At 57.8% G+C, this 20,923-nt stretch carries 15 protein-coding genes; 7 read left to right on the forward strand and 8 right to left on the reverse strand.

Going from position 1 to position 20,923, the window contains the following annotated elements; translation table 11 throughout:
• The first annotated feature begins 160 nt into the window (after positions 1-160).
• Positions 161-928: an LOG family protein gene (locus H3T90_RS00080; protein ID WP_198229163.1), complete on the forward strand. Its 768-nt coding sequence runs from the start codon at positions 161-163 to the stop codon at positions 926-928.
• A 20-nt stretch (positions 929-948) separates the two neighbouring features.
• Here H3T90_RS00080 and H3T90_RS00085 read toward each other — a convergent pair whose 3' ends face one another.
• The 3 genes from H3T90_RS00085 to H3T90_RS00095 form a co-directional block, all read right to left on the reverse strand.
• Positions 949-1,626, reverse strand: coding sequence for an O-methyltransferase (locus tag H3T90_RS00085; RefSeq protein ID WP_198229165.1), 678 nt, complete (start codon positions 1,624-1,626; stop codon positions 949-951).
• Positions 1,627-1,669: 43 nt separating this feature from the next.
• Positions 1,670-2,911: a succinate dehydrogenase/fumarate reductase iron-sulfur subunit gene (locus tag H3T90_RS00090; RefSeq protein WP_408610674.1), complete on the reverse strand. Its 1,242-nt coding sequence runs from the start codon at positions 2,909-2,911 to the stop codon at positions 1,670-1,672.
• A 129-nt stretch (positions 2,912-3,040) separates the two neighbouring features.
• Positions 3,041-4,942 carry an FAD-dependent oxidoreductase gene (locus H3T90_RS00095; protein WP_198229169.1) on the reverse strand — a complete coding sequence of 634 codons (1,902 nt, stop codon included), beginning with the start codon at positions 4,940-4,942 and terminating at the stop codon, positions 3,041-3,043.
• Between the two features lie 79 nt (positions 4,943-5,021).
• On the opposite strand from H3T90_RS00095, the gene H3T90_RS00100 reads away from it, so the two are divergent.
• Positions 5,022-5,366, forward strand: a complete 345-nt coding sequence (locus tag H3T90_RS00100; protein ID WP_198229171.1) for an MGMT family protein — start codon at positions 5,022-5,024, stop codon at positions 5,364-5,366.
• 4 nt (positions 5,367-5,370) lie between these two features.
• On the opposite strand, the gene H3T90_RS00105 is transcribed toward H3T90_RS00100, so the two are convergent.
• The 4 genes from H3T90_RS00105 to H3T90_RS00120 form a co-directional block, all read right to left on the reverse strand.
• The gene (locus tag H3T90_RS00105) at positions 5,371-6,906 is read right to left on the reverse strand and encodes a DNA-processing protein DprA (protein ID WP_198229173.1); all 1,536 of its coding nucleotides are present in this window, start codon (positions 6,904-6,906) and stop codon (positions 5,371-5,373) included.
• Between the two features lie 49 nt (positions 6,907-6,955).
• A complete protein-coding gene (locus tag H3T90_RS00110) occupies positions 6,956-8,542 on the reverse strand; it encodes a YifB family Mg chelatase-like AAA ATPase (RefSeq protein ID WP_198229175.1) in 1,587 nt (528 codons plus the stop codon).
• Positions 8,542-9,270 (reverse strand): YraN family protein, encoded by a 729-nt coding sequence (locus tag H3T90_RS00115; RefSeq protein ID WP_332468217.1) that lies wholly within the window; start codon positions 9,268-9,270, stop codon positions 8,542-8,544. Before H3T90_RS00115 ends, H3T90_RS00110 begins: the two co-directional genes overlap by 1 nt.
• 530 nt (positions 9,271-9,800) lie before the next feature.
• Entirely contained in the window at positions 9,801-10,697 is an 897-nt protein-coding gene (locus tag H3T90_RS00120; RefSeq protein ID WP_110425377.1) for a pyridoxamine kinase, read from the reverse strand.
• A 265-nt stretch (positions 10,698-10,962) separates the two neighbouring features.
• Here H3T90_RS00120 and H3T90_RS00125 point away from each other — a divergent pair, with 265 nt between their 5' ends.
• From H3T90_RS00125 to H3T90_RS00145, 5 genes are all read left to right on the forward strand, one after another.
• On the forward strand, positions 10,963-12,282 hold the full coding sequence (locus H3T90_RS00125) for an O-acetylhomoserine aminocarboxypropyltransferase/cysteine synthase family protein (protein ID WP_198229177.1): 1,320 nt from the start codon (positions 10,963-10,965) through the stop codon (positions 12,280-12,282).
• A gap of 194 nt (positions 12,283-12,476) precedes the next feature.
• Positions 12,477-13,367 (forward strand): ABC transporter ATP-binding protein, encoded by an 891-nt coding sequence (locus H3T90_RS00130; protein ID WP_232350468.1) that lies wholly within the window; start codon positions 12,477-12,479, stop codon positions 13,365-13,367.
• 11 nt (positions 13,368-13,378) lie between these two features.
• Positions 13,379-16,072 carry an ABC transporter permease gene (locus H3T90_RS00135; protein ID WP_198229179.1) on the forward strand — a complete coding sequence of 898 codons (2,694 nt, stop codon included), beginning with the start codon at positions 13,379-13,381 and terminating at the stop codon, positions 16,070-16,072.
• Between the two features lie 445 nt (positions 16,073-16,517).
• Positions 16,518-17,402, forward strand: coding sequence for an ABC transporter ATP-binding protein (locus H3T90_RS00140; protein ID WP_232350469.1), 885 nt, complete (start codon positions 16,518-16,520; stop codon positions 17,400-17,402).
• A gap of 10 nt (positions 17,403-17,412) precedes the next feature.
• Positions 17,413-20,082, forward strand: a complete 2,670-nt coding sequence (locus tag H3T90_RS00145) for an ABC transporter permease (RefSeq protein ID WP_198229181.1) — start codon at positions 17,413-17,415, stop codon at positions 20,080-20,082.
• Between the two features lie 19 nt (positions 20,083-20,101).
• Here H3T90_RS00145 and H3T90_RS00150 read toward each other — a convergent pair whose 3' ends face one another.
• Positions 20,102-20,791 (reverse strand): response regulator, encoded by a 690-nt coding sequence (locus tag H3T90_RS00150; protein ID WP_144177242.1) that lies wholly within the window; start codon positions 20,789-20,791, stop codon positions 20,102-20,104.
• Between the last annotated feature and the right edge of the window lie 132 nt (positions 20,792-20,923).

Below are 20,923 nucleotides of genomic sequence, written 5' to 3' on the forward strand. Positions count from 1 at the left end.
CGTTCATCTTAAATGTGCTAGACGGATTGCTTTATTGTGCCCGCTGGCCACTTTTCCATGTTGGTCTTGCTGTCGACTGGGCGGCGGGGGCCGCTATCATGAAAGCCGGAACAGGATCGAGCGGGTCCTTCGGATCAGGGCCCGATGGAGGAATGCGTACATGGCGGATATGGTTGACAATCACAATGACGATGAAGGCCCGGACTTAGGCAGGACCTACCATAGTGGTCCGGTCATCATGCGCGGGCCCATGATTCCTGAGGCGGATGCCAACGCTGGTTTGCTCTCGTCAGGCGGCGATACGGACTGGCTGCATATGGACCCCTGGCGGGTGCTGCGCATCCAGGCTGAGTTCGTCGACGGGTTCGGTGCACTGGCTGAGCTGGGACCGGCAGCCGCCATCTTTGGCTCAGCTCGGACCGGCAGGGAGGATCCCACCTATGCTGCTGCACGCAAGATGGGCGGCGACCTGGCCAAGGCCGGTATGGCAGTAATCACCGGGGGAGGGCCTGGCATCATGGAGGCGGCCAACAAGGGCGCGGCGGAGGTCGGCGGCAAGTCCGTCGGCCTGGGCATCGAATTGCCCATGGAGCAGGGGCTCAACCGCTGGGTGAATCTGGGCATCACCTTCCGTTACTTCTTCGTACGCAAGATGATGTTCATGAAATACTCCTCGGGCATCATCGTCTGCCCCGGTGGGTTCGGCACCCTGGACGAGATGTTTGAGGTCCTGACGCTTGTCCAAACACATAAGGCGCCCAGCATGCCCATCGTCCTCTTCGACAGGGTCTACTGGCAGGGGCTCTTTGACTGGATGTCAGACACAGTGCAGCAGAGGGGCATGATTTCTGAGCTGGACCCCGATCTGGTCATCAGCACTGATGATCCTGATGAGGCTGTCGAAGTCATCCTGCACCACCGTGACTGATAATAATAGGCGGGCGGCGGTCAGCGGGCGCGGGTAGCCATGATCATACCTGTGCCAATGGGTAGCAGACAGGATTCCCAGGCATCGTCTTTGCTCATGGCTTCCATGATGGTCCGTAAGGTGATTGTTTTGGCGGACCTGTTGGCCGGGTTGAGTACGCCGCCCTTGTCCGGATCCTTCAGCAGATCGAAGGCATCCGTGAAGATCACCTGTCCTCGGTCCTTGAGCAGGCGCGGAGCCTGGTCCATGACCTGTTGGTAGTTGTCCCCATTGCCTGAGACGACGATAAGGTCGTAGTCGCTGGGGTTGAGCTTGGGGAAGTAGGTTTTGGCAGCCGCATTGACTGCCCGCAGCCTCATGCCTGGGTGGGCTTTTTCCATGCCCGCGAATATTTTTTTGACCAGTGAGGTGCCTTGGGCTGTGGAGTCGACGGCGGTGAACTGGCCATGACCATGCAGGCCCGTCATCAGGCGCAGGGCTTCGACCACAGAGCCGTTGCCGACCAGGATGATGGATGCCGGAGCGTTCCGGCCAGCCAAAAACTGCAGAAAGGCGCCTTGAGACCGGGAGCACTGTGCGAATCCGGCCTCCGAAGCCTTGTCTCGCAAGGTCTGCAACTTGTCTGATTCGACGTTCAGAGCGCTTGCCTCGGCGAATTCCCATCCTCTGGCGATGTTGTTGTACGAGGTTTTGTCCATGCTAACCATGGTAACGACCAGAGGGCACAAGCCTGTCGAATGCTCATGCTGACCTGTGTGCGTACGAGTCTGACTGTTCCTTGACGGCTTCGACTAGCTTCCACATCTCTTCACCCACGTCGATGCCTCTGGGGCAGGGTCGGGTGCAGGCCCGTATGGACTGGCATGCCTGGATTCCGTCCACCTGGTCAATGGCCTCTAGACGTTCCTGTCGATGGCTGTCGCGGGAATCGTTGATGAATCGAGCCGCTGCGATCATGGCCGCCGGGCCGGCGAAGGCCTCACCGCCCGCATAAATAGGACAGGCACCTTGGCAGAGTCCGCAGGCGATGCAGGTGCTGAGCAGTTCATACCGGGCCAGCTCTTCCGGAGTCTGCCGGTATTCCGACGCCGGTTCTGCGTCGACCACCTTAGCCTTGGCTGCTTGGCTGATGGCTTTTGTTAATGGGTTTTGCACCGAATCTTGGGTCTCTGGTTGATCGGATTCGTGGTGATTTTGGCGGCTTTCGGCAGAGGAATCATCATGAAGCAGATAAGGCTTAAAGCGTCGAATCTGTTCAAACATGGTGTCGGTGTCCACTATCAGGTCTCTGAGTGGGGTGAAGCCGGGGAGCGGACTGATCTCTATCACTGAAGATTTATCAGGGTCTGAAGTTTCTGTAAAGTGTGTGGTGCCTGTATGGTTTGTGGTTTCTGTATGGTCTGAGGCTTCAGAAGGATTTGTGGCTTTAGGGCCTGTGGCTCTGGAGCCTATGCCCGAATCTGAGTGCAATGCCGACGAGGATGTGGCCGTTGCGGTGGTTGCCGAGCCGGTGCGGCGGAAAGCTGGAGGCTGCTGAACTTGTGGACTTCCATTAGCTACACCGAATGAGGCGTATGCGTTCGGCATGGTCTCGGATGCAGACAAGCAGTCGGCGATGGTGGCTGTGCAGAGCAGATCCGGACGGCCGTTGATGAGCACGGCATCCGACCCGCACATGCCATGCCCACAGGAGTACCGGAAGTTCAGTGTGGGATCCACCTCTCGCTTGATCTGCAGAAGGGCATCGAGAACAGTGCGCTGTGGGGCAATGCGGATCGTGTACTCCTGTGTCCATCGGCGTCCTCGTGCTCGTCGGGTACCCGCTGCGGCAAAGGGGTTGCTCTTGGCGAATGGGCTGGTTCGCGCCGGACGCTCTGATTGAGGTCGTGGGGTAAACCGGGCTATTCGGAAGGTCACCGGACGGGGATCGCAGTCCGATGCTGATGCCTTGGATCCGTCTGAGCCTGTGGACTGTGATGTCACGGTTGCTCCTGTCCTTGCTTGAGATGTGGCCCGATGCCCACTAATATGCGCGGCCTCCATCCTAATCCCTGACTGACCAGCATAGGTGTCGAGCAGGTGCCTGTCGGAACAGGTTGAGCTCAGGGTCCATCAGTAGTTGCGGCCCTTGGGAGGCATGTCAACGATATGAACAGGCTGCCAGGAGACAACTTCCCTGGCGTCGATCATAGTGTGAGCCAGGTAGTGTTCGTCGTCGCGTTGCGGATAATCGCTCCGGTACAAGGCACCGCGAGATTCCTTACGTTTCAGGCTGGCGTTCAGTACGGCCCGGGCCAGGGTCAGCAGGTTGTCTACCTCCATGATGGCGGTCACCTCTTGGTTGAGCACTGCTGTGCCACTGTGCGCACGCAACTGCTTGGCATCGGCATCCAGTTGATCAAGGCCACGCAAACCCTTTTCGATGCTGCTCTGATCGCAGCGGACGGCTACGGCCTCCTCCATCAGACGTCCCAGCCGACCCATTAACGCGTAAGGGTTGTTCGGGCTGGCACCGCCATTGGGGTCGGATTCTTCGTTTTGGTTGTTGGTCAATGTTGACTCCGAGGGCTCGGCATCACTCTCTACAGCCAGCAACTTGTCCATGAAGGTCTGACGCCTTCGCAGTGCCTGTGCGAGCGTAGGCGCGTCGGTCATGTCGTTTGGCTTGTCGGCATTGGCCATGATGGCGGCAATGGCCTGTCCGGTTCTGGTGCCGAAAAGGCAGGCGTCCAGCAGGGAGTTGCCACCTAGCCTGTTGGCCCCGTGAACGCTGACGCATGAGCATTCCCCGGCGGCATACAGTCCGTCGACGATTCGACGGCTGCCATCCTGCCAGCGATAGACGTGGCCACGATCTGTGATGGGGATGCCGCCCATGGTGTAGTGGGCGGTGGGTTTGACAGGAACCATGTCCACAGTGGGATCCAGGTGGGCGTAGCGATGGATGGTCTCGGTGACCTGGGGGAGCAGAGTGGTCATGCGCTGGGCGTCAATGCCGGTCATGTCCAGCCAGACGCAATCATGAGGTCCGTCCGGGTCTGATGGATCGGCCACTCCGCGACCTGCATCAATCTCGGCCACAATGGAACGGCTGACTACATCCCTGGCGGCCAGGTCGCCGTGTCCCGGCGCGTAGTCCTGCATGAAGGCCCGTCCTTCGCAGTTCCTGAGCACGCCGCCTTCTGCGCGGGAGGCCTCCGACAGCAGGATGCCAGTGTGACCCAGGCCGGTGGGATGGAATTGGATGAACTCCACATCTTCCAACTGCAGTCCAGCCTGTAGGGCGAGCGCCATGCCGTCACCGGTCAGATCCCAGGAGTTGGAGGTCGTATGGAAGAGTCGGCCGGCCCCACCCGTGCATAGAACGATATTGTCGGCTTGGATGGCCTGCAACTTGCCGGCATGGGTATCCAGCACGATTAGTCCTCGGGCATGGCAGCCGGGTTCCTCATCGGTGGGCGGGTCAAGGACCAGATCGGTCACATACCATTCCTCGGCGAACTCGACTCCACGACGCAGGCACTGCTGCCAGAGGGCGTGGAGAATCTGGTGGCCGATACGGTCTGCTGCATAGGCGGCTCTCCTGACTGGATGGCCGCCATAATCAGCGGTATGGCCGCCGAACTTCCGCTGGGCGATATGCCCGTCTTCGGTCCTTGAGAAGGCCACTCCGTCATGTTCCAGCTCGATGACGATGCCCGGGGCCTGCTCGGCCAGAATCCGCACAGCGTCCTGGTCAGCCAGCCAGTCGCTGCCCTTGACGGTATCGTAGTAGTGCCAATGCCAGTCGTCTTTTTCCTGGTTGCCCAGACTGGCCGCGATGCCTCCTTCTGCTGAGCCGGTGTGGGAGCGTAGGGGCTGCAGCTTGGAGACGACCAAGACCTTTGGAGATAAGTCGCTCTTGCTCTTTTTGTTCTCTAAAGCTCTGTACAGGCCAAGAGCTGTTGACAATCCAGCCGCTCCGGCTCCGACGATGACGGCATCATAGCGGTTTCTGACTTTCTGGGGATTCATACCAACGATACTGTCACGACCTATTGATAGCGGCGCCCTCATCCGGTCGATGTCTGCTTACGCGGGCAGAATGAGTCTTATGACCGAACTTTCCTTCTCCCAGCAGGTTTATCAGGTCGTTAGACGGATCCCTCGCGGCAAGGTGGCCACCTATGGTCAGGTCGCCTCCCTGACAGGTCATCCGCGCAACGCCAGGTTCGTAGGTTATGCGCTTCATGACAATCCCGAACCTGGCGTGATTCCCTGTCATCGCGTGGTCTTTCGTGATGGTTCGCTGGCGCCAGGATTCGCCTTTGGCGGTCCGGAGCGTCAGCGTCAACTGCTGGAGGATGAGGGTGTTCGCTTTGTTCCTCCCCATAGTGACGAATCAGCTGGTGCCGGCGGCTGGGTGGTGGATTTGGATCGCTGTCGCTGGAAGGCCTGACTCTTCAGGTCTTCGGATCTTCGGCTACCACACATCCGTCCTGCAAACTGACCAGACCACGAATTTCCAGGGATCCCAGTAGCTGCATCAGTTTCCTCACGGAGAGCTCATGTCCCTGATTGTCGAGCAGAACACGAAGCTGTCCCGTCATGGGTGGACCATTCTGACGCTGACAGTTGCGGATCGCCACCAGCACTGTGGTCTCTGCCTTAGTTAGGCGCTCATCCCCGGCTTTTTCCCATTCATGGTCCATAGCTGGATTTGATGGCGGGGTTGAAGAATCCTTTTTGCCCTTCGAACGGGCCGAAAGCCTGTCTCTATCTGTCCGGGATTGTTTGAATGTGGTTGAGGGCAGTTGACTGCCGTGGATGGTTTGGATCGGATGATCGGAGTCAAGCGGCGGTATGCGCTGCGTAGGCTGTCGACTTGCTCGGTGGTTCTCATGATCTTCGGTGGTTTTGACTGAAACGCCGGTTCCCTGTTGAACGGATTTGTCAGGGTGGATAGGTGCATGGGCGGGATGGCAGATGTCTTGGATGTCGGTCGCCGACAGGAGCAACTCCGCCTTGCCCTCATGGATGAGTCTGTTGCAGCCGGTGTTTTCTGGCTGGTCGATTCTTCCGGGAGCAGCCAATACACGACGGCCCAATTCCACGCCCCAGTTGGCTGTGTTCAGCGCGCCGGATCGGTGTCGTGCCTGTGCCACTACAATGTCGGAGGCCAGGGCGGCGATGATTCGGTTGCGCAGCAGGAACCGCCGTGCTTCGGGGATAGTGCCTGGCGGCAGCTCGCTGATCAGTGCGCCACCATCTGCCTCAATGTTCTCAAACAGACGACTGTTGCGTTTGGGACCCATATGCAGCAAGCCTCCAGCGAAAACGGCCACCGTTCGTCCGCCGCCAGCGGCCAGTGCTCCCCAGTGGGCGGCGGCATCCGTGCCCATGGCCCCGCCGGAGACGACCAGGTGGCCTTTACCAGCAGCCTGTTTGGCTATCTGGTGAGCGGTGGACCGGCCATACTCGTCGCATGTCCTTGATCCGACTACGGCCAAAGGACGGTCACAGCAGATCAAGGCTTCAGGATTGCCTTGTCCCCACAGGCAGAGGGGAGGGGCCCAATCAGAGCGACGTGCCAGGTCACCCACCTGACCTGGCCAGCAGGGGTCGCCAGGGGTCATCACCCAGAACCGACCTCCACCAGTCATCATGGTCCGCACCTGGTCAGTGTCCATGGCCAGCAAGGGTGTTAGGCGTCTTCGCCAGGAGTCACTGATCTTATGGAACCGAGTTAGGTCTTCAGGGCTCGTTTGTCGTCCCCATCGAGCCGTCCCCTTCAGAAAGCGTTCGTCTAGTCTGGCGCGAGCAGCATCATGAAGGCCGTCGCCATCCGAGTGGTTCGGTGCCTTTAGTTCGATCAGATTTCGACAAAGGTCGGCCGCCTGGTTCGAGCCCAGCAGACAGCTGATCATGAAGGCATCCGGGCCGTCTGCAGCCAGGGTCAGCACAGCTCTGGCAAGCCAGTCACTTTCTACCATGGTCATCGGTCGCGGTTGATCTGCTGGCATGGTTTTCATCAAGGGTTTGGTCATCTCAGACGGCCCTTGTCCTGAGTAGGATGCCGGTGGTCACATCGTCGGCACCGGGGCTGGGCCGTCCGTCCAGGTCTGCCAGAGTCCATGCCAAGCGCATGGTCCTGTCGGCCCCTCGCAGACTGATCCGCTGTCTGCGCAGTGCTTGATCCACGACCGAACGCGCCTTGGATGATGTGTTCTGACGCAGCCATTCGCCGCTGACCTGGGCGTTGCAGGTCCAGCCTTCCTTGTGGAAACGCTCTTTTGCCGTCTGGCGTGCACGTGTCACACGCTTGCGGATCTGGACGCTGTGCTGGCGTGGACGGTGATCGTCGAATCCCGGGTCGATCACCGGGGGGACCGTGGTCTGGATGTCGATGCGGTCCATGATGGGTCCTGACAGCCTGTTCCAATAACGGATGCGCTCGCGGGGCGTGCAGGTGCAGCGCTCGCCTGTGCCGTATCCATATCCGCAAGGACAGGGGTTGGCGGCCATGACCAGCTGGAAACGAGCCGGGAAGGTGGTGCTGCCCTTGGCCCGGGACAAGAAGATCCGCCCGATCTCCATGGGCTCGCGTAGGGATTGGATCACCCTTGGAGAGAATTCCGGCGCCTCATCCATAAAGAGGACTCCGCGATGGGCACGGGTGATGGCACCAGGGGTGGCCAGTCCGGCCCCGCCCCCGACCATGGCCGCCATGGAGATCGTATGATGAGGGGCCTCGAAGGGTGGCACATTGGTAATCCCATACTGGCTCAGCGTGCCGCATAGGGATCGGATGGAAGCCACCTCAAGCTGTTGAACAGCATCCAGAGCGGGCATGATGCTGGGAAGCCGTTCCGCAAGCATGCTCTTGCCGGCTCCTGGAGGACCGACCATGAGCATGTGGTGGCCGCCGGCTGCAGCCACCATCATGGCCCATTTGGTCTCCTCCTGGCCAATCACGTCAGCCATGTCCGGCTTCGGTGGAGCTGGTTCGGCATTGGCGGGGGAGTTGACATTATGAGCTGAGTTCCTAGTGTGCACACTCGCTATGGCGGTTGGCTCGTCGGCTTTCTTATGGCCGTCTGCTTCAGGGACGGCGATTCTGCTTCGCCCGCCCAAGGCCTGAATGAGCTGGCCCAGGTGACGCAGTCCGACAACCTCAATATCGGGAACCAGACGGGCTTCGTCAAGGTTGTCTGCGGGGACGAAGGCTCGCGTGATTCCCTGAGCTCTGGCCTGCGTCAGGATGGGCAGCAGACCGTTGATAGGCAGAATCGTGCCATCCAAGTTAAGCTCGCCCAAGATGACTGTATGATCCAGGCCTTCCGTCGGCAGCGCACCGCCGGCTTCTAGGACGCTGGTCGCAATGGCCAGGTCGTGTGAGGAGCCGTGTTTAGGCTTTGAAGCAGGGGACATGTTGACGGTGACTCTGGTCTGCGGCCACCGAAATCCGCAGGCCGAGCAGGCGGATTTGACCCGTTCCCGCGACTCCGACAAGGAGGCATCCGGCAGCCCGATGATGGAGAAGTAGGGCAGTCCTGGGGAGATGAAGGACTGCACGTGAATGAGAAAGGCCTTGAGCCCTATCAATCCTACGGATTCAGCAGATCCAAGACGCATCAGAAGGCCTCTTTGGTGTGCCTGAGGAAGACTGATCCCGGTTTCCATCCGCCCCTGCCCGAATGGTTGGATCCTCTGACAGTCTCGGCGGATGTCTGACAGGAAGTCAGGGGATGGGCACCCTCGGAATACATGCTTCTGCCAGGGTCGGACTTGACTGACAGGCTGATGACATCGAATCGGGTGCTGCGATGCCGTGCGTTGGGTTCTCGGTCGTGGCTTATCAGCCATTGGACTGCTGCGTGACGCAGGTGGATCTGCTTGCGCGGGCCGACAGCCTGTTCTGGGGATCCGAACCGACCGGTGCGCCTGGTCTTGACCTCTACGAATACCAGAGTCGCCTCGGGATCCAGAGCGATGATGTCCAACTCGCCGAATCTGCTTCTCCAATTGCGGGCTAGAATCTTCCAGTTTCGTTGCCGCAGCCACTGGCAGGCGTAATCCTCACCCAAACGTCCGAGCTCTCGGCTGTCTATGCCACTGACTCTGATCTGTCGTTCAATATCTGCCAGTTCTATGTCGATGGATTCATCGTTGTTCGTACTAAACCTTGCTCCACTAGTTCGTGTATTTTCTGGGTTGTCGAAGGATCTCTTGGAATTGGGCAGAGCTCTTATGGGTCGCGCGACCAATGGGTCTGTGATCATAATATCGGCATCGGTTCTGTCACCCCTGTCGTTTATGGCTGTGCGGAGATTATTTGGTCTAGTCAGTTCTTGTGTGTCCATGTTTCTAGGAGACCACTGAAAGGAAGTCGGTGACTAGCCGAACCAGGCATGTGGTCGAATGATCCTGCGCACGCACGAAAGTGGATGAACGAGTGGATTCCCGATGCTGATGTTGTATCGATTGCATTCATCTCTACACCAGGCAGAGTCGGCAGAGGCAAGAAGAACTGAAACAGAAACGAAAGAAAGGAGAAGCAGGCAAAGCGGAACTAAGTAAAGCAGAAACCAAGGAAACAGAAACGCATGATACACATAGAGAGAAATAAGCGAAGGGAGCAGAGCATCAGGCAACTAAGAAACCAGGAATAAAGAGATAACGGAGACCGGAAGGTACCGTCGGCGAATTCGCTGGCAACGCCTTCCGGTCTGCTGTGTCCGGGTTGCTCTATGACTGATTTGTCACATTGTCGACCACGTATCTGGCCGGCAAGAATGCGCCGATTAAGGCGGTCTAGGTTTTATTCATCCACCTTGGTCTTCCACCTTTGACAAATGCCCAGACTCTTATGCCGCTTTCGCCGACCTTGGGCTCACAGCTCCTGCACCAGAGCAGTCATCTGCCCCAGGTCCAGCTCAAAACTGACCCCGCGTTGCTGATAGTCGGGTTGATTGCGTGTGTGCTGCATGGCCGAGCGGACGAATTCACCGGCGATTCGGGCGGCATCGGCCAAGCCTCGTCCTGTAAAGAGCGCCCCGCAGAGGCTGGAGGCGAAGGCATCACCGGTGCCATGAATCATGAAGGGCAGCTTGTCGTGGACCAGCTCGGTGCGCTCGCTGACTCCGCCATGATCCGCCGAGGCCACGAAGTTGCGCAGCTTGCCGTCCTTCCTGTCGATGCCCTTGATGATGACGTTTTTCGCGCCCATGTCCAGCAGACGGCCCAGACGCTCACCAACCTGGGCATCGTCGAGGTCCTGGCCTTCGTAGTCGATGCCGGTCAGCAGACTGACCTCGGTCAGGTTGGGCATGAGCAGGTCGGCTCCATCGACCAGATTGGTCACGGCCCGGCACATCTCCTCGGTGTAGGTGGGGTACATGGATCCGCCGTCGCCCATAACCGGGTCGACCAGCCTCAGGGCCTTGGGGTATTCCCGATACATGCGCTGAATAATGTCAACCTGTTCGGCGCTGCCCAGGAACCCGCTGTAGATCCCGTCCAGGTCGACACCCTCCTTCTGCCAGGCATCCAGGTATCCCGGCAGCATCTCGGTGGTGTCGTGGAAGGTGTAGTCCTTGAACATGGTGTGCGCGCTGAACAGGGCTGTAGGCACCGGGCAAACGTCGCATCCGGCCGCCGAAAGAATGGGGATGGCGGCCGTCAGCGAGCACTTGCCATACCCGCACATGTCATGCACAGCGGCGACTCGGGGGATGTACTTGCTGTCGCGCTGGTAGAGCCTGTTCTGATCGTCCGTCTGTCCGGCCATCTTTTGAACTCCTTCATGCCTGCTGAGGCTGTTCGCAGCGGAACCTTCTCCGTTGCTTACTCGACTCTACAGCGGAGGGGCTAAACGGATACCTTCGCGTGTGCAATGTCGAGACAAAAAGGCCCGCTTTCAACCTTTTGGAAGCTGTTATAAAAAAGGACGATACCGAAAAGTCCTTTTTGGCTTGAACAGGTGGGCTTGGCCGCTTATGGTCACATTCAAGAACTTACAAGAGGACGCACGTCACCAACAGATAGGAATCGACATGACCGACCAGAACCCGCACAAGTACCATTTCGAGACGCTTCAGCTCCACGTGGGCCAGGAGCAGGCCGACCCCGCCACTGATTCCCGGGCCGTGCCCATCTACGCCACCACCAGCTACGTCTTCCACGACTTCGACCACGCCGAAGCTCGGTTCGCGCTGAAGGATCCGGGCAACATCTACGGCCGTCTGACCAACTCCACCCAGGGGGTCTTCGAGGACAGGATCGCCGCCTTGGAGAACGGCACTGCCGGCTTAGCCGTGGCATCAGGGGCAGCCGCAGTGGAGTATGCATTCCGGAACATCACCCAGACCGGAGACCATATCGTGTCCTCCAAGAACATCTACGGCGGAACCTTCAACCTCCTCAAGCACACTTTGCCCCGCGATGGTGTCGAGACCACCTTCGTGGATCCTTCGGACCCATCCAACTTCGAGTCGGCCATTCAGGAGAACACCAAGCTGGTCTTCTTTGAGACCTTCGGCAACCCCAACGCCGACCTGCCCGACTTCGAGGCCATCTCCAAGATCGCCCATGACCACAACCTGCCGGTGATTGTAGACAATACCTTCGCCACTCCTTACCTGTTCCGTCCGCTGGAGCACGGCGCTGACATCGTCGTGGAATCGGCCACCAAGTTCATCGGTGGCCATGGCACCACCTTGGGCGGGGTAGTCGTGGAAGGCGGCAAGTTCGACTGGGCGGCAGCTCCCGGCAAGTTCCCCACCCTGACTGAGCCTGACCCCAGCTACCACGGTCTGCGCTTCTACCAGGATCTGGGTGCTGCGGCCTTCGTCACCCGCATTCGTGCCATCCTCCTGCGCGACACTGGCGCCGTCATCTCGCCCTTCGCAGCCTTCCTCCTCCTGCAAGGGACCGAGACGCTCTCGCTGAGGGTTGAGCGCCACGTTGAGAACGCCCTGAAGGTAGTGGACTACCTGCAGACCGTGCCGGAAGTGGAGTCGGTCAGCCACCCGGCCATCGAGGGGCGCCCCGACCACGAGCTTTACAAGCGCTACTTCCCGAACGGCGCCGGCTCCATCTTCACCTTCGATCTGAAGGGCGGCAAGGATGCGGCCAGGGTTTTCATCAACAACCTACATCTCTTCTCACTTCTGGCCAACGTGGCTGATGTGAAGTCGCTGGCCATCCACCCAGCATCGACCACCCACTCCCAGGAGACACCGGAGGAGCTGGAGGATCAGGCAATCCATCCCGGTACCATCAGGCTCTCCATCGGCACGGAGAACATTGAGGACATTCTGGATGACCTCAAGGGTGGCTTCCAGGCATTGAAGGAGTCCGGTCTGGCCAAGTAGCCGACAATCACACTTCCTTCTTGGTGCCGTATCCGCGTGATATATGACCGAGAAGAGGAAGAAGCACAAAGTGCCTGTCGAAACCTCATTACGTTTCGATGGGCACTTTTGTATATGTTTCCCTCTTCCCCTCTCCAGTGGCGGACAGCATCTGACTGGTCAGGCTGAAATATTGTGGTGGGTAAAATGGAAGCATGAAACATGGAGCAAAGACGAGGACGTCTTCTGATTTGTCGTCCGGTGCGGGGAAACCGAGGCAGATCGCCCAGGTGGCCATCAAAGCCAAGGGACTGACCAAGGACTATGGGAGTGGGGAGAACCTGGTCCATGCCCTACGGGGTGTTGATGTCGAATTCGAACGGGGCAGGTTCACAGTCATCATGGGTCCCTCCGGGTCGGGCAAGTCCACTCTCATGCATACCTTGGCCGGCTTGGACACCGTTACCTCCGGACATGTCTACCTGAACGGGACCGATGCTGCCGGGGTGAAGGGCAGTCGAGCCAGCCGCCATGGAGGGCGGAGGGGAGTGGTCGACCTGACCAAGCTCAACGACAATCAGCTGACTCTCTTGAGGCGCCAGAGCCTGGGCTTTATTTTCCAAAGCTTCAACCTCCTGCCCATGTTTACGGCCAAGCAGAACATCCTCATGCCTCTGATCCTGGATGGGGCCAAGCCAGACACAGCCTGGCTGGAGGTTCTGGCCAAGACCCTGGGCTTGGAGGAGAGGCTGAGCCACCGGCCCAGCGAGCTTTCGGGCGGTCAGCAGCAACGTGTGGCCATCGCCAGGGCCCTCATTACCAAACCTTCCATTGTCTTTGCGGACGAACCCACCGGAAACTTGGACACGGCCTCTTCGACCGAGGTCCTCAGCTTTCTGCGGGACTCGGTCCGCGAGCTGGGACAGACCATCATCATGGTCACACATGATGTTTTTGCGGCCTCCTTTGCCGACCGCGCTCTGGTCTTTGCGGATGGGCGAATCGTGGCAGACCAGGACAGACCCACTGTGGATTCTATGAACGCACTGCTCTCCGAGGAGGTCATGGCCTCCGCGGCTACAGCTGACTCGGCTGCTCATCGCTGAGGGTAATGCTTATGTTGTTCGTTGCCAGAAAAATGATGCGGCATGACCTGGGCATGATGATTCCCGCGGGCATTGCCATTGTCGTCGGAACACTGTTTATTGCCATGACCTTCCTCTTCGGAAATACCATGGACGTTTCCATGCGGCGGATGGTCTCATCCGATGCTGCTCAGGCCAACTACGCCATCATCCCTGCGGAAGGGAGCCATCCCGATCAGAAGAGGGTGAAGGACTTCAAAACCGAGGAGCTGGCAAAAGTCCCAGGCGTTCACGGAGTCAGATCAGACACGCAGCTCATGGTGGATGTTCGCGCCGGCAAGATCAAAAGCGAGAGCGTGATTGCCATTCCTATGGCGGATTCATCGTTGATGCCGGTCGGTTTGTCCAAGGGATCCTGGCCCAGCGCTGATGACCAAGTGGTCTTACCCGGGCCGACTGTTTCCAGACTCAAGCTCTCCCTGGGTGACAAGGTGAGTCTGAATCTGTCGCCTAATATGCTGTATATTTCCCAGGACCTTGGGCCGAAAGGGCAGGCCAGCGCTGACCAGGTTGCGGGCAGATTCATATCGAAGCCCCTGACCTTGTCGGGCGTCAGTTCGAACCAGGGCAACGAGGGCGGCGAGTTTGGCGAGTCGGGCGGCGCAATCGTGCTGACCCCCAAGGCCATAGATACTTTTATGGCTACAGCAGGTCTTGGTGAAATCGGTAACCTGTATGCCCAGAACGTTTACCTGAATGTTGGCGGGCAGGGAAGCGACCTTGATGGGAGTCTGGCTTCTCTGCGCAGGCTCATGCCTTCCGGCTATTCCCTTGAAGACCGTCACACCATGGAGGACAGACTGGTCAAGACCGCGCTCGGTGGTTCCCGAAACCCCGTGACCACCTTCCTTCTGGTCTTTGGCACACTGGCCATGTTCGTGGCTGCCACCGTCATCGCCAACACCTTCCAGGTCATGGTTGCTCGGCAACGTCGCTACTTGGCCCTCCTGAGGACGATAGGCGCCAATAAGAGCCAGGTCAGGGCCAGCGTCCTGATTCGTTCCATCATCCTGGGCGCTGTGGCATCCTTGATCGGGGTCGGCGCCGCCATTGGCATCATGGCTATTCTGGGTGCAGTTAAGGCTCATACGAATTCCCTCTACTTCCAATTGAAGCTGACTCCGGCGGTTATCCTGGTGCCTCTCGTTTTCGGCACTGTCGTTACGATCTTGGCCTCCCTCAACTCCTCATGGGCCGCCACCAGAGTCAGTCCTTTGGAGGCGCTGAGGCCTGCTGATCTTCTGGAGAACAAACAGACGAGCAGGATACGTCTGTTTTTCAGCGTTGTCATGATTCTGTCGGGCATCACCATGACCGTCTGGTCTCTCTGGCAGGTCAGGTTCAATGTCACGGGAGACAAGGCCGGCAAGGCATCTGGAGACGGGCCGAATATTGTTGCTGTCATAGCTGTCATCGGCATTATCCTTGCCTTCCTGGGCATTTTGCTCAGTGCCAATCGTTGGATTCCTTTCATGCTCAAGGGAATCGGATCCCTGGTTTCGCGGGTTGGGCCCTCGTCCACAATCGCCGTGGCTAACATCGCGCGGAATCATTCCCGTGTGGCGGCAACAGGTACCGCCCTCCTGATCGGTGTGACACTGGTTGCCACGCTGGTCACAGGCGCCGCTAGCGCCAAGCAGACTATGGCCGACATGCTGGATGAGCACTACTCAGTCGATTTGCAGATCAGCGCTGATGGTCTGGATGCCAAGGCTCTGAACGACATTCGACGGATCGACGGGGTTGCACAGGCCGAGCTGGTGCCCCAGTATGCAGCCATGGTCAAATCAGGCGGCGAGAACGGGGCGGGAATGACTATTTTCGCCCTGGATGCGCATAAGATCGATCGTCTTCTGAACTCCAGGGTCGGCAAGGATCTTTCCGGACCGGATGCCCTGCTGCTTCCAGAAAGCCTCATGGACAGACAGAAGGATTTTCACGACGGCGGGAATCTAGGGCTCAATATTCTCAGCCCGATTCAAGGCGACGCTCATGGCGGATCCACGTCGGTGGCTCAAAGACTCTTCGTAACTAGCATCTATGCGCCCTACCAGGGGATTGATGCCAGCAATTTATATGGCTTGACTGACTCATCCTTGCTAAATGGCGTTCAGCCTCAGACCGTGCAGATCTGGGCCAAGGTTGATGGCTCGCCAACAGTCTCGACGTTTATGGACAAGGTGAAGAGTGCGCTTTCTGGATATTCGGCTGTTTACGTGAAGGGAGGGTTGGCTGAAAAGCAGCAGTGGGATCGGACCATCGACAGCCTGCTCATGATTATCCTGGGCCTGCTTGCGGTTGCAGTGGCCATCGCCCTGATCGGCGTAGCCAACACGCTTTCCCTGTCGGTGTTGGAACGTCGGCGGGAGTCTGCCACCCTGCGGGCCATCGGGATGACCCGCAAGCAGATCAGACGTTCCCTGGCTGTGGAGTCAGGTCTGATAGCCCTGGGGTCGTCCTTGTCCGGCATGGTCCTGGGCCTGCTCTTCGGCTGGGCTGCAGCCTATGAGATCTTCTCCTCTCTGGGGACGGTGGCTTTCCCGATTCCTTGGTCCATTGGCCTGGTGATTCTGCTGGTGGCGCTCGTAGCGGCGATTCTGGCAAGCGTCCTGCCTGCAAGGCGCGTCAACCGGACTCCACCGGTCGTGGCTCTAGCAGAGGAATGACGACCAGCAGTCAGATCGCATCAGAGCCAGCCAACTTTCACCAAGGCGCACCTTGGTTGGCGCCGGGAATGAATGATTTATTCTGCCAGATGATGTTTTCCTTGAGGCTGCTTGGAAGCGAGCCGGCTTGATCGCGGGGACCTCGTTATTCTCGTAGTCGATTAAGGGGATCGAGGCAATTGTCTCAATCCTCTGGTCTGATGGATCCATGTCTTTAGGCTCATGTCTTTTGTGCTGAACATGATTTGCTTCATCTCCGCAGAGTCCATCCCCCGTCGCCCGCGTTGATTTGAATGGTGCCAGCTTAACAGGAAGAGTTCTTCAGTGCACTCATCCGTAAGGATGATTATCTTCATCGCTCCTAGGGAGCATATCGCTGCAGCCGATAGCCGGATACGGTCGGAAGCTGACGGGAGAAAGGCTTCCTCGCGGATAAAGGAGCACCATGCAGAACAAAGCGGATACTTCGTCTTCACAAGGTTTAATCGACAGAGCAGTCCCAGGTGTCGCGGGACCGCCTGCCGTCAGTGCCAGACAGCTGACCAAGGATTATGGGCAAGGTTCGAACGTCGTCCACGCCCTGCGCGGAATTGACGTGAATTTTGAGCAAGGCCGGTTCACTGCCATCATGGGCCCTTCAGGTTCGGGCAAATCAACACTTATGCACGTTCTGGCTGGTCTGGATACTGTCACCTCTGGCCATGTCTATATGGCCGCTGATCTTCTGCATTCGAAAAGCGGAGATCGTCACCATCCATCGATTGATCAGGCCGGCCGAGTTGACCTGACACGACTGGACGACCGTCAGCTGACTCTGATCAGGCGGAGGCATCTGGGATTCATCTTCCAGAGCTTCAACCTGTTGCCTATGTTCACTGCCAAACAGAATATCCTCATGCCGCTGGTACTGGACGGCGTTCGGCCTGACAGCTCGTGGATGGAGCAACTGGTAGAGACCCTCGGTTTGTCGGAGAGGCTGGACCATCTTCCCGGTGAATTATCCGGGGGGCAGCAGCAACGGGTCGCCATCGCCAGAGCGCTGATAACCAAACCCGGTCTGGTCTTTGCGGACGAACCGACGGGTAACCTGGACCTGGCCGCCAGCACTGGTGTTCTGAAGTTCCTGCGTGATTCCGTGCGCGAGCTGAATCAGACCGTTATCATGGTCACTCATGATGCCTATGCCGCATCCTACGCAGATCGTGCGCTTGTCTTTGCCGACGGACGGATTGTTTCGGACCGAAAAGATCCGACAGTGAAAGCCATGAACGATCTTCTGGCTGAACAAGTCTCGGCTGGCACTGCCGGCAATTCCCAGTTCCAGGACTAAGGGGTGCATTGTGTGGCGGATAACTCGTACGATGATGAAGCGCGATGCACGTATGATGATGCCGGCTGGTCTGGCCATCGTTATCGGCACCCTCTTTATGTGCCTGACGCTTCTTTTTGGCAACGTGGCGAATGCCTCCATGCGTCGCGAAATCAGCATGGATGCAGGTCAAGCCAACTATGCTGTGACATCCAGAAGGGATCAGGACAAGCCGATCCTGCTCGACGAATTCGATGGCAAAGGGCTGTCGAAACTGCGCGGTGTTAGTGGTTTGCGCCCTGATGCCGACCTTATGGTGGATACGGAAGCAAACGGTCAGTCCAGCAAGGGAATTCTGGCCATTGTGAGTGCCAGGCAGGAGCTTATGCCTGTCGATCTGGCTCGGGGGCAATGGCCTGATTCAGACGATCAGGTTGTGCTGCCGCATTCCGTCGCCAACAGGCTCCAGGTTGGTCTGGGCGATAAGGTGCGCCTCCATCTGTCCCCGCTGATGCTGCCAGGTAGTGATAGTGCTCAGGATTCTTCAAGTAAAGAACGCCTTGTCGACCGAGGCACTGTGGACTTGACCATCTCAGGCATCAGCAAGAGCCATGGGGGAAAGTACGACGATTTCGGCGGAGCTGTGGTGCTGACGGGTTCTCGGATTGAACGCCTGCTGAGTATGGCGGGAATGGTTGGGCCGGAGTCCCTTCCTGTAGGAAACATCTATCTTCAGGTTGATGGACAAGGCAAGGAACTCCAGAACACTCTGCAAAATATCAGTCGATACGTTCCCGACGGATACCAGCTGGAGGACCGTCGTGCCATGGAGGACAGACTGCTCAGTGAGCAGACCGGCAATGGTGTGAACATCATGACTGTTTTCCTCATGACTTTCGGTGTGCTGGCCATGGTGGTGGCTACCTTGGTGATTGCCAACACCTTCCAGATCATGGTGGCCAGACAGCGCAGGTATCTGGCCCTGCTGAGGGTTATTGGTGCTGATCGATGGCAAATCAGGGCAGGCGTGTTGCAGCAGGCCCTGTTCCTTGGCGTTATATCTTCCCTGGTCGGCATCTTTTTGGCTATGGGATTGATGGGCCTTGCCGGTTGCCTTGGTTTGCATTCGGGCACCATGAAGCTTGAACTTCTGCTTACACCTACAGCCCTTCTGGTTCCGTTTGTGCTCGGCGTTCTGGCAACCTTGGTGGCTGCCTTTGGGTCTACTCGTACGGCTATCAGGGTCAGACCGCTTGAAGCCCTGCAACCAGTGGATCATCAGGAACAAGGCAGCAGGAAGCGGACCGGTTTGTGGATCAGCATCCTGCTGGCAGTCGGCGGCTTGGTATTCGTGATCTGGTCCTCTTGGCGCATCACAGAGCTGGTCAGGACAAACTCTGGCGATACAGTCCAGACCAGTAATCAGCAGGAATTATTGCTAGGTCTTGCGGTATTGGGTGTTTTGCTTATTTTCCTGGGTGCCCTGATGGGTGCGCGTCGATGGATTCCGGCTCTTCTGCGTTGCTTGGGTGGACCTGTGTCCCGGATTGGACCATCTTGCAGGGTCGGAGTGGCGAATATCGCTCGAAATCCCTCACGAGTCGCTGCCACAGGTGTTGCTCTGCTGATCGGCGTAACCTTGGTCTCCACTCTGGCTACAGGTGCGGTAACCACTAAACGGACCTTGGCCAAGGATATTGATCAGCGTTATTCCTTGGATATTGAAATATCCGGTCAGGGGCTGAACAAGAATAATGTGCGGGCCATTGAGCGTATCGAAGGTGTTGCTGATGCAGAGCTTGTGCAGCGGTTCAATGCTGAGGTCGAGTCAGGAGGCCCCTCACAAGATTCCATGACTGTCTATGCCTTGGATGCTTCACGGATTAGGCGTGTGCTCCATGCCACTCTGGGTCCAGGTATGCAAAGGTCTGATGCGTTGTTGGTGTCGACCAGAACGATTTCCAAGCATTCCGGTTACCGGGATGGAAGTCAGTTGAAGTTGTTGATAGCTGATCCTCAGGCGGACGATGAACGTGGAAAAGAGGCAGACGCAAGAAGAACATTGACTGGGGTCTTTGCCGGATTCGGCGGGCTGGATACCAGTGGCGTCTATGCAATCACGGACTCTCAAAATGTTGCCGGGATTGACACCAAGACGCATGAAATCTGGATCAGGACGCAGGGAGATCGCGATGCTGCACTGCTCTTGGATGACATACGTCAGGCTGTTGGAGAGCATGACGACATGGCTATGAGCGGAGGGCTGACGCAGAAGAGGATATGGGGTGAAAGAATTGATTCCTTGTTGGCAATCATGGTGGCATTGCTGGGCGTTGCCGTCATTATCGCCCTGATAGGGGTCTCCAATACTTTGATGATGTCGGTGCTGGAGCGCCGTCGTGAGACTGCCACACTCAGGGCAATCGGCATGAGCAGCGTCCAGGTTCGCCGATCCTTGGGAGTCGAGGCCTGCATGATTGCCCTAGGAGCCAGTCTGGCTGGAATCGTTCTAGGAACGCTATTCGGGTGGATAGGAGCTTATCAGGTCTTTGTGCCTTTAGGGTCCGTGACCTTTACCGTACCATGGTCGGCTTTTGCGCTGATACTGCCAGTGGCCTTGCTGGCTGCTGTGGTAGCCAGTGTGCTGCCAGCCAGGGAGGCAGTCAAGGTTTCACCTATTGAGGCGCTCAGCGACGATTGATACCGCCTGACGGCCGGGTTCATACCAGGTGGTTTTCGTAAGCGAAGACCACCGCCTGGACGCGGTCGCGGGCATTGATCTTCTGAAGAATGTGAGTTACATGAGTTTTCACTGTGGGCAGTGAGATCCCCAGATTGTCGGCGATCTCCTGGTTGCTCAGGCCCTGGGCTATGTGAACCAGGACCTGCAGCTCACGATCAGTGAGCAGGTCCGCCTCGGGATCGCGATAGATCGATCCCGATGGCATGGACCTGGTCGCAGGCATGTCATGGGCCATATGTTCGATCAGGCGTTTTGTAGCCGAAGGAGCGATGATCGCATTGCCCTGGTGAACTGTACGGATGGAGGTCAGGAGGGTTTCAGGCTCGGTATCCTTGAGCAGAAATCCTGATGCGCCGGCTTTTATAGCCGCCATGACGTATTCGTCAAGATCGAAGGTGGTTAGCACAATGACCCTGGGCTCGGGGCGGTCAGGTGACAAAGCAGTGATACGGCGGGTGGCTGTCAAACCATCCATGCCGGGCATGCGGACATCCATGAGGATCACATCGGGCCGCAGGCGTGAAGCCAGATCCACTGCTTGCTCGCCGTCCGCGCCTTGGCCGACCACGGTCATGTCATCCTGGGAGCCGATGACCATGGCAAAGCCAGCTCGGACCAGATCCTGGTCGTCCACGATGGCAACGCTGATGGGTTCGGTCCGTTCCATGACTGCCTGCTTCTTTCCGCTATATGGTGGCCAGCGCCACCATCCGATTTTATCTGAGTTGAGTGTTGCTTGAAATTACAACTGGATTTAATTTGGAGCCAGGGTAATCGCTGTCTGATTGATTGCTGATTG

Origin of the sequence: Bifidobacterium polysaccharolyticum (genome assembly GCF_016101585.1) — a bacterium.
Lineage (GTDB): Bacteria > Actinomycetota > Actinomycetes > Actinomycetales > Bifidobacteriaceae > Bombiscardovia > Bombiscardovia polysaccharolytica.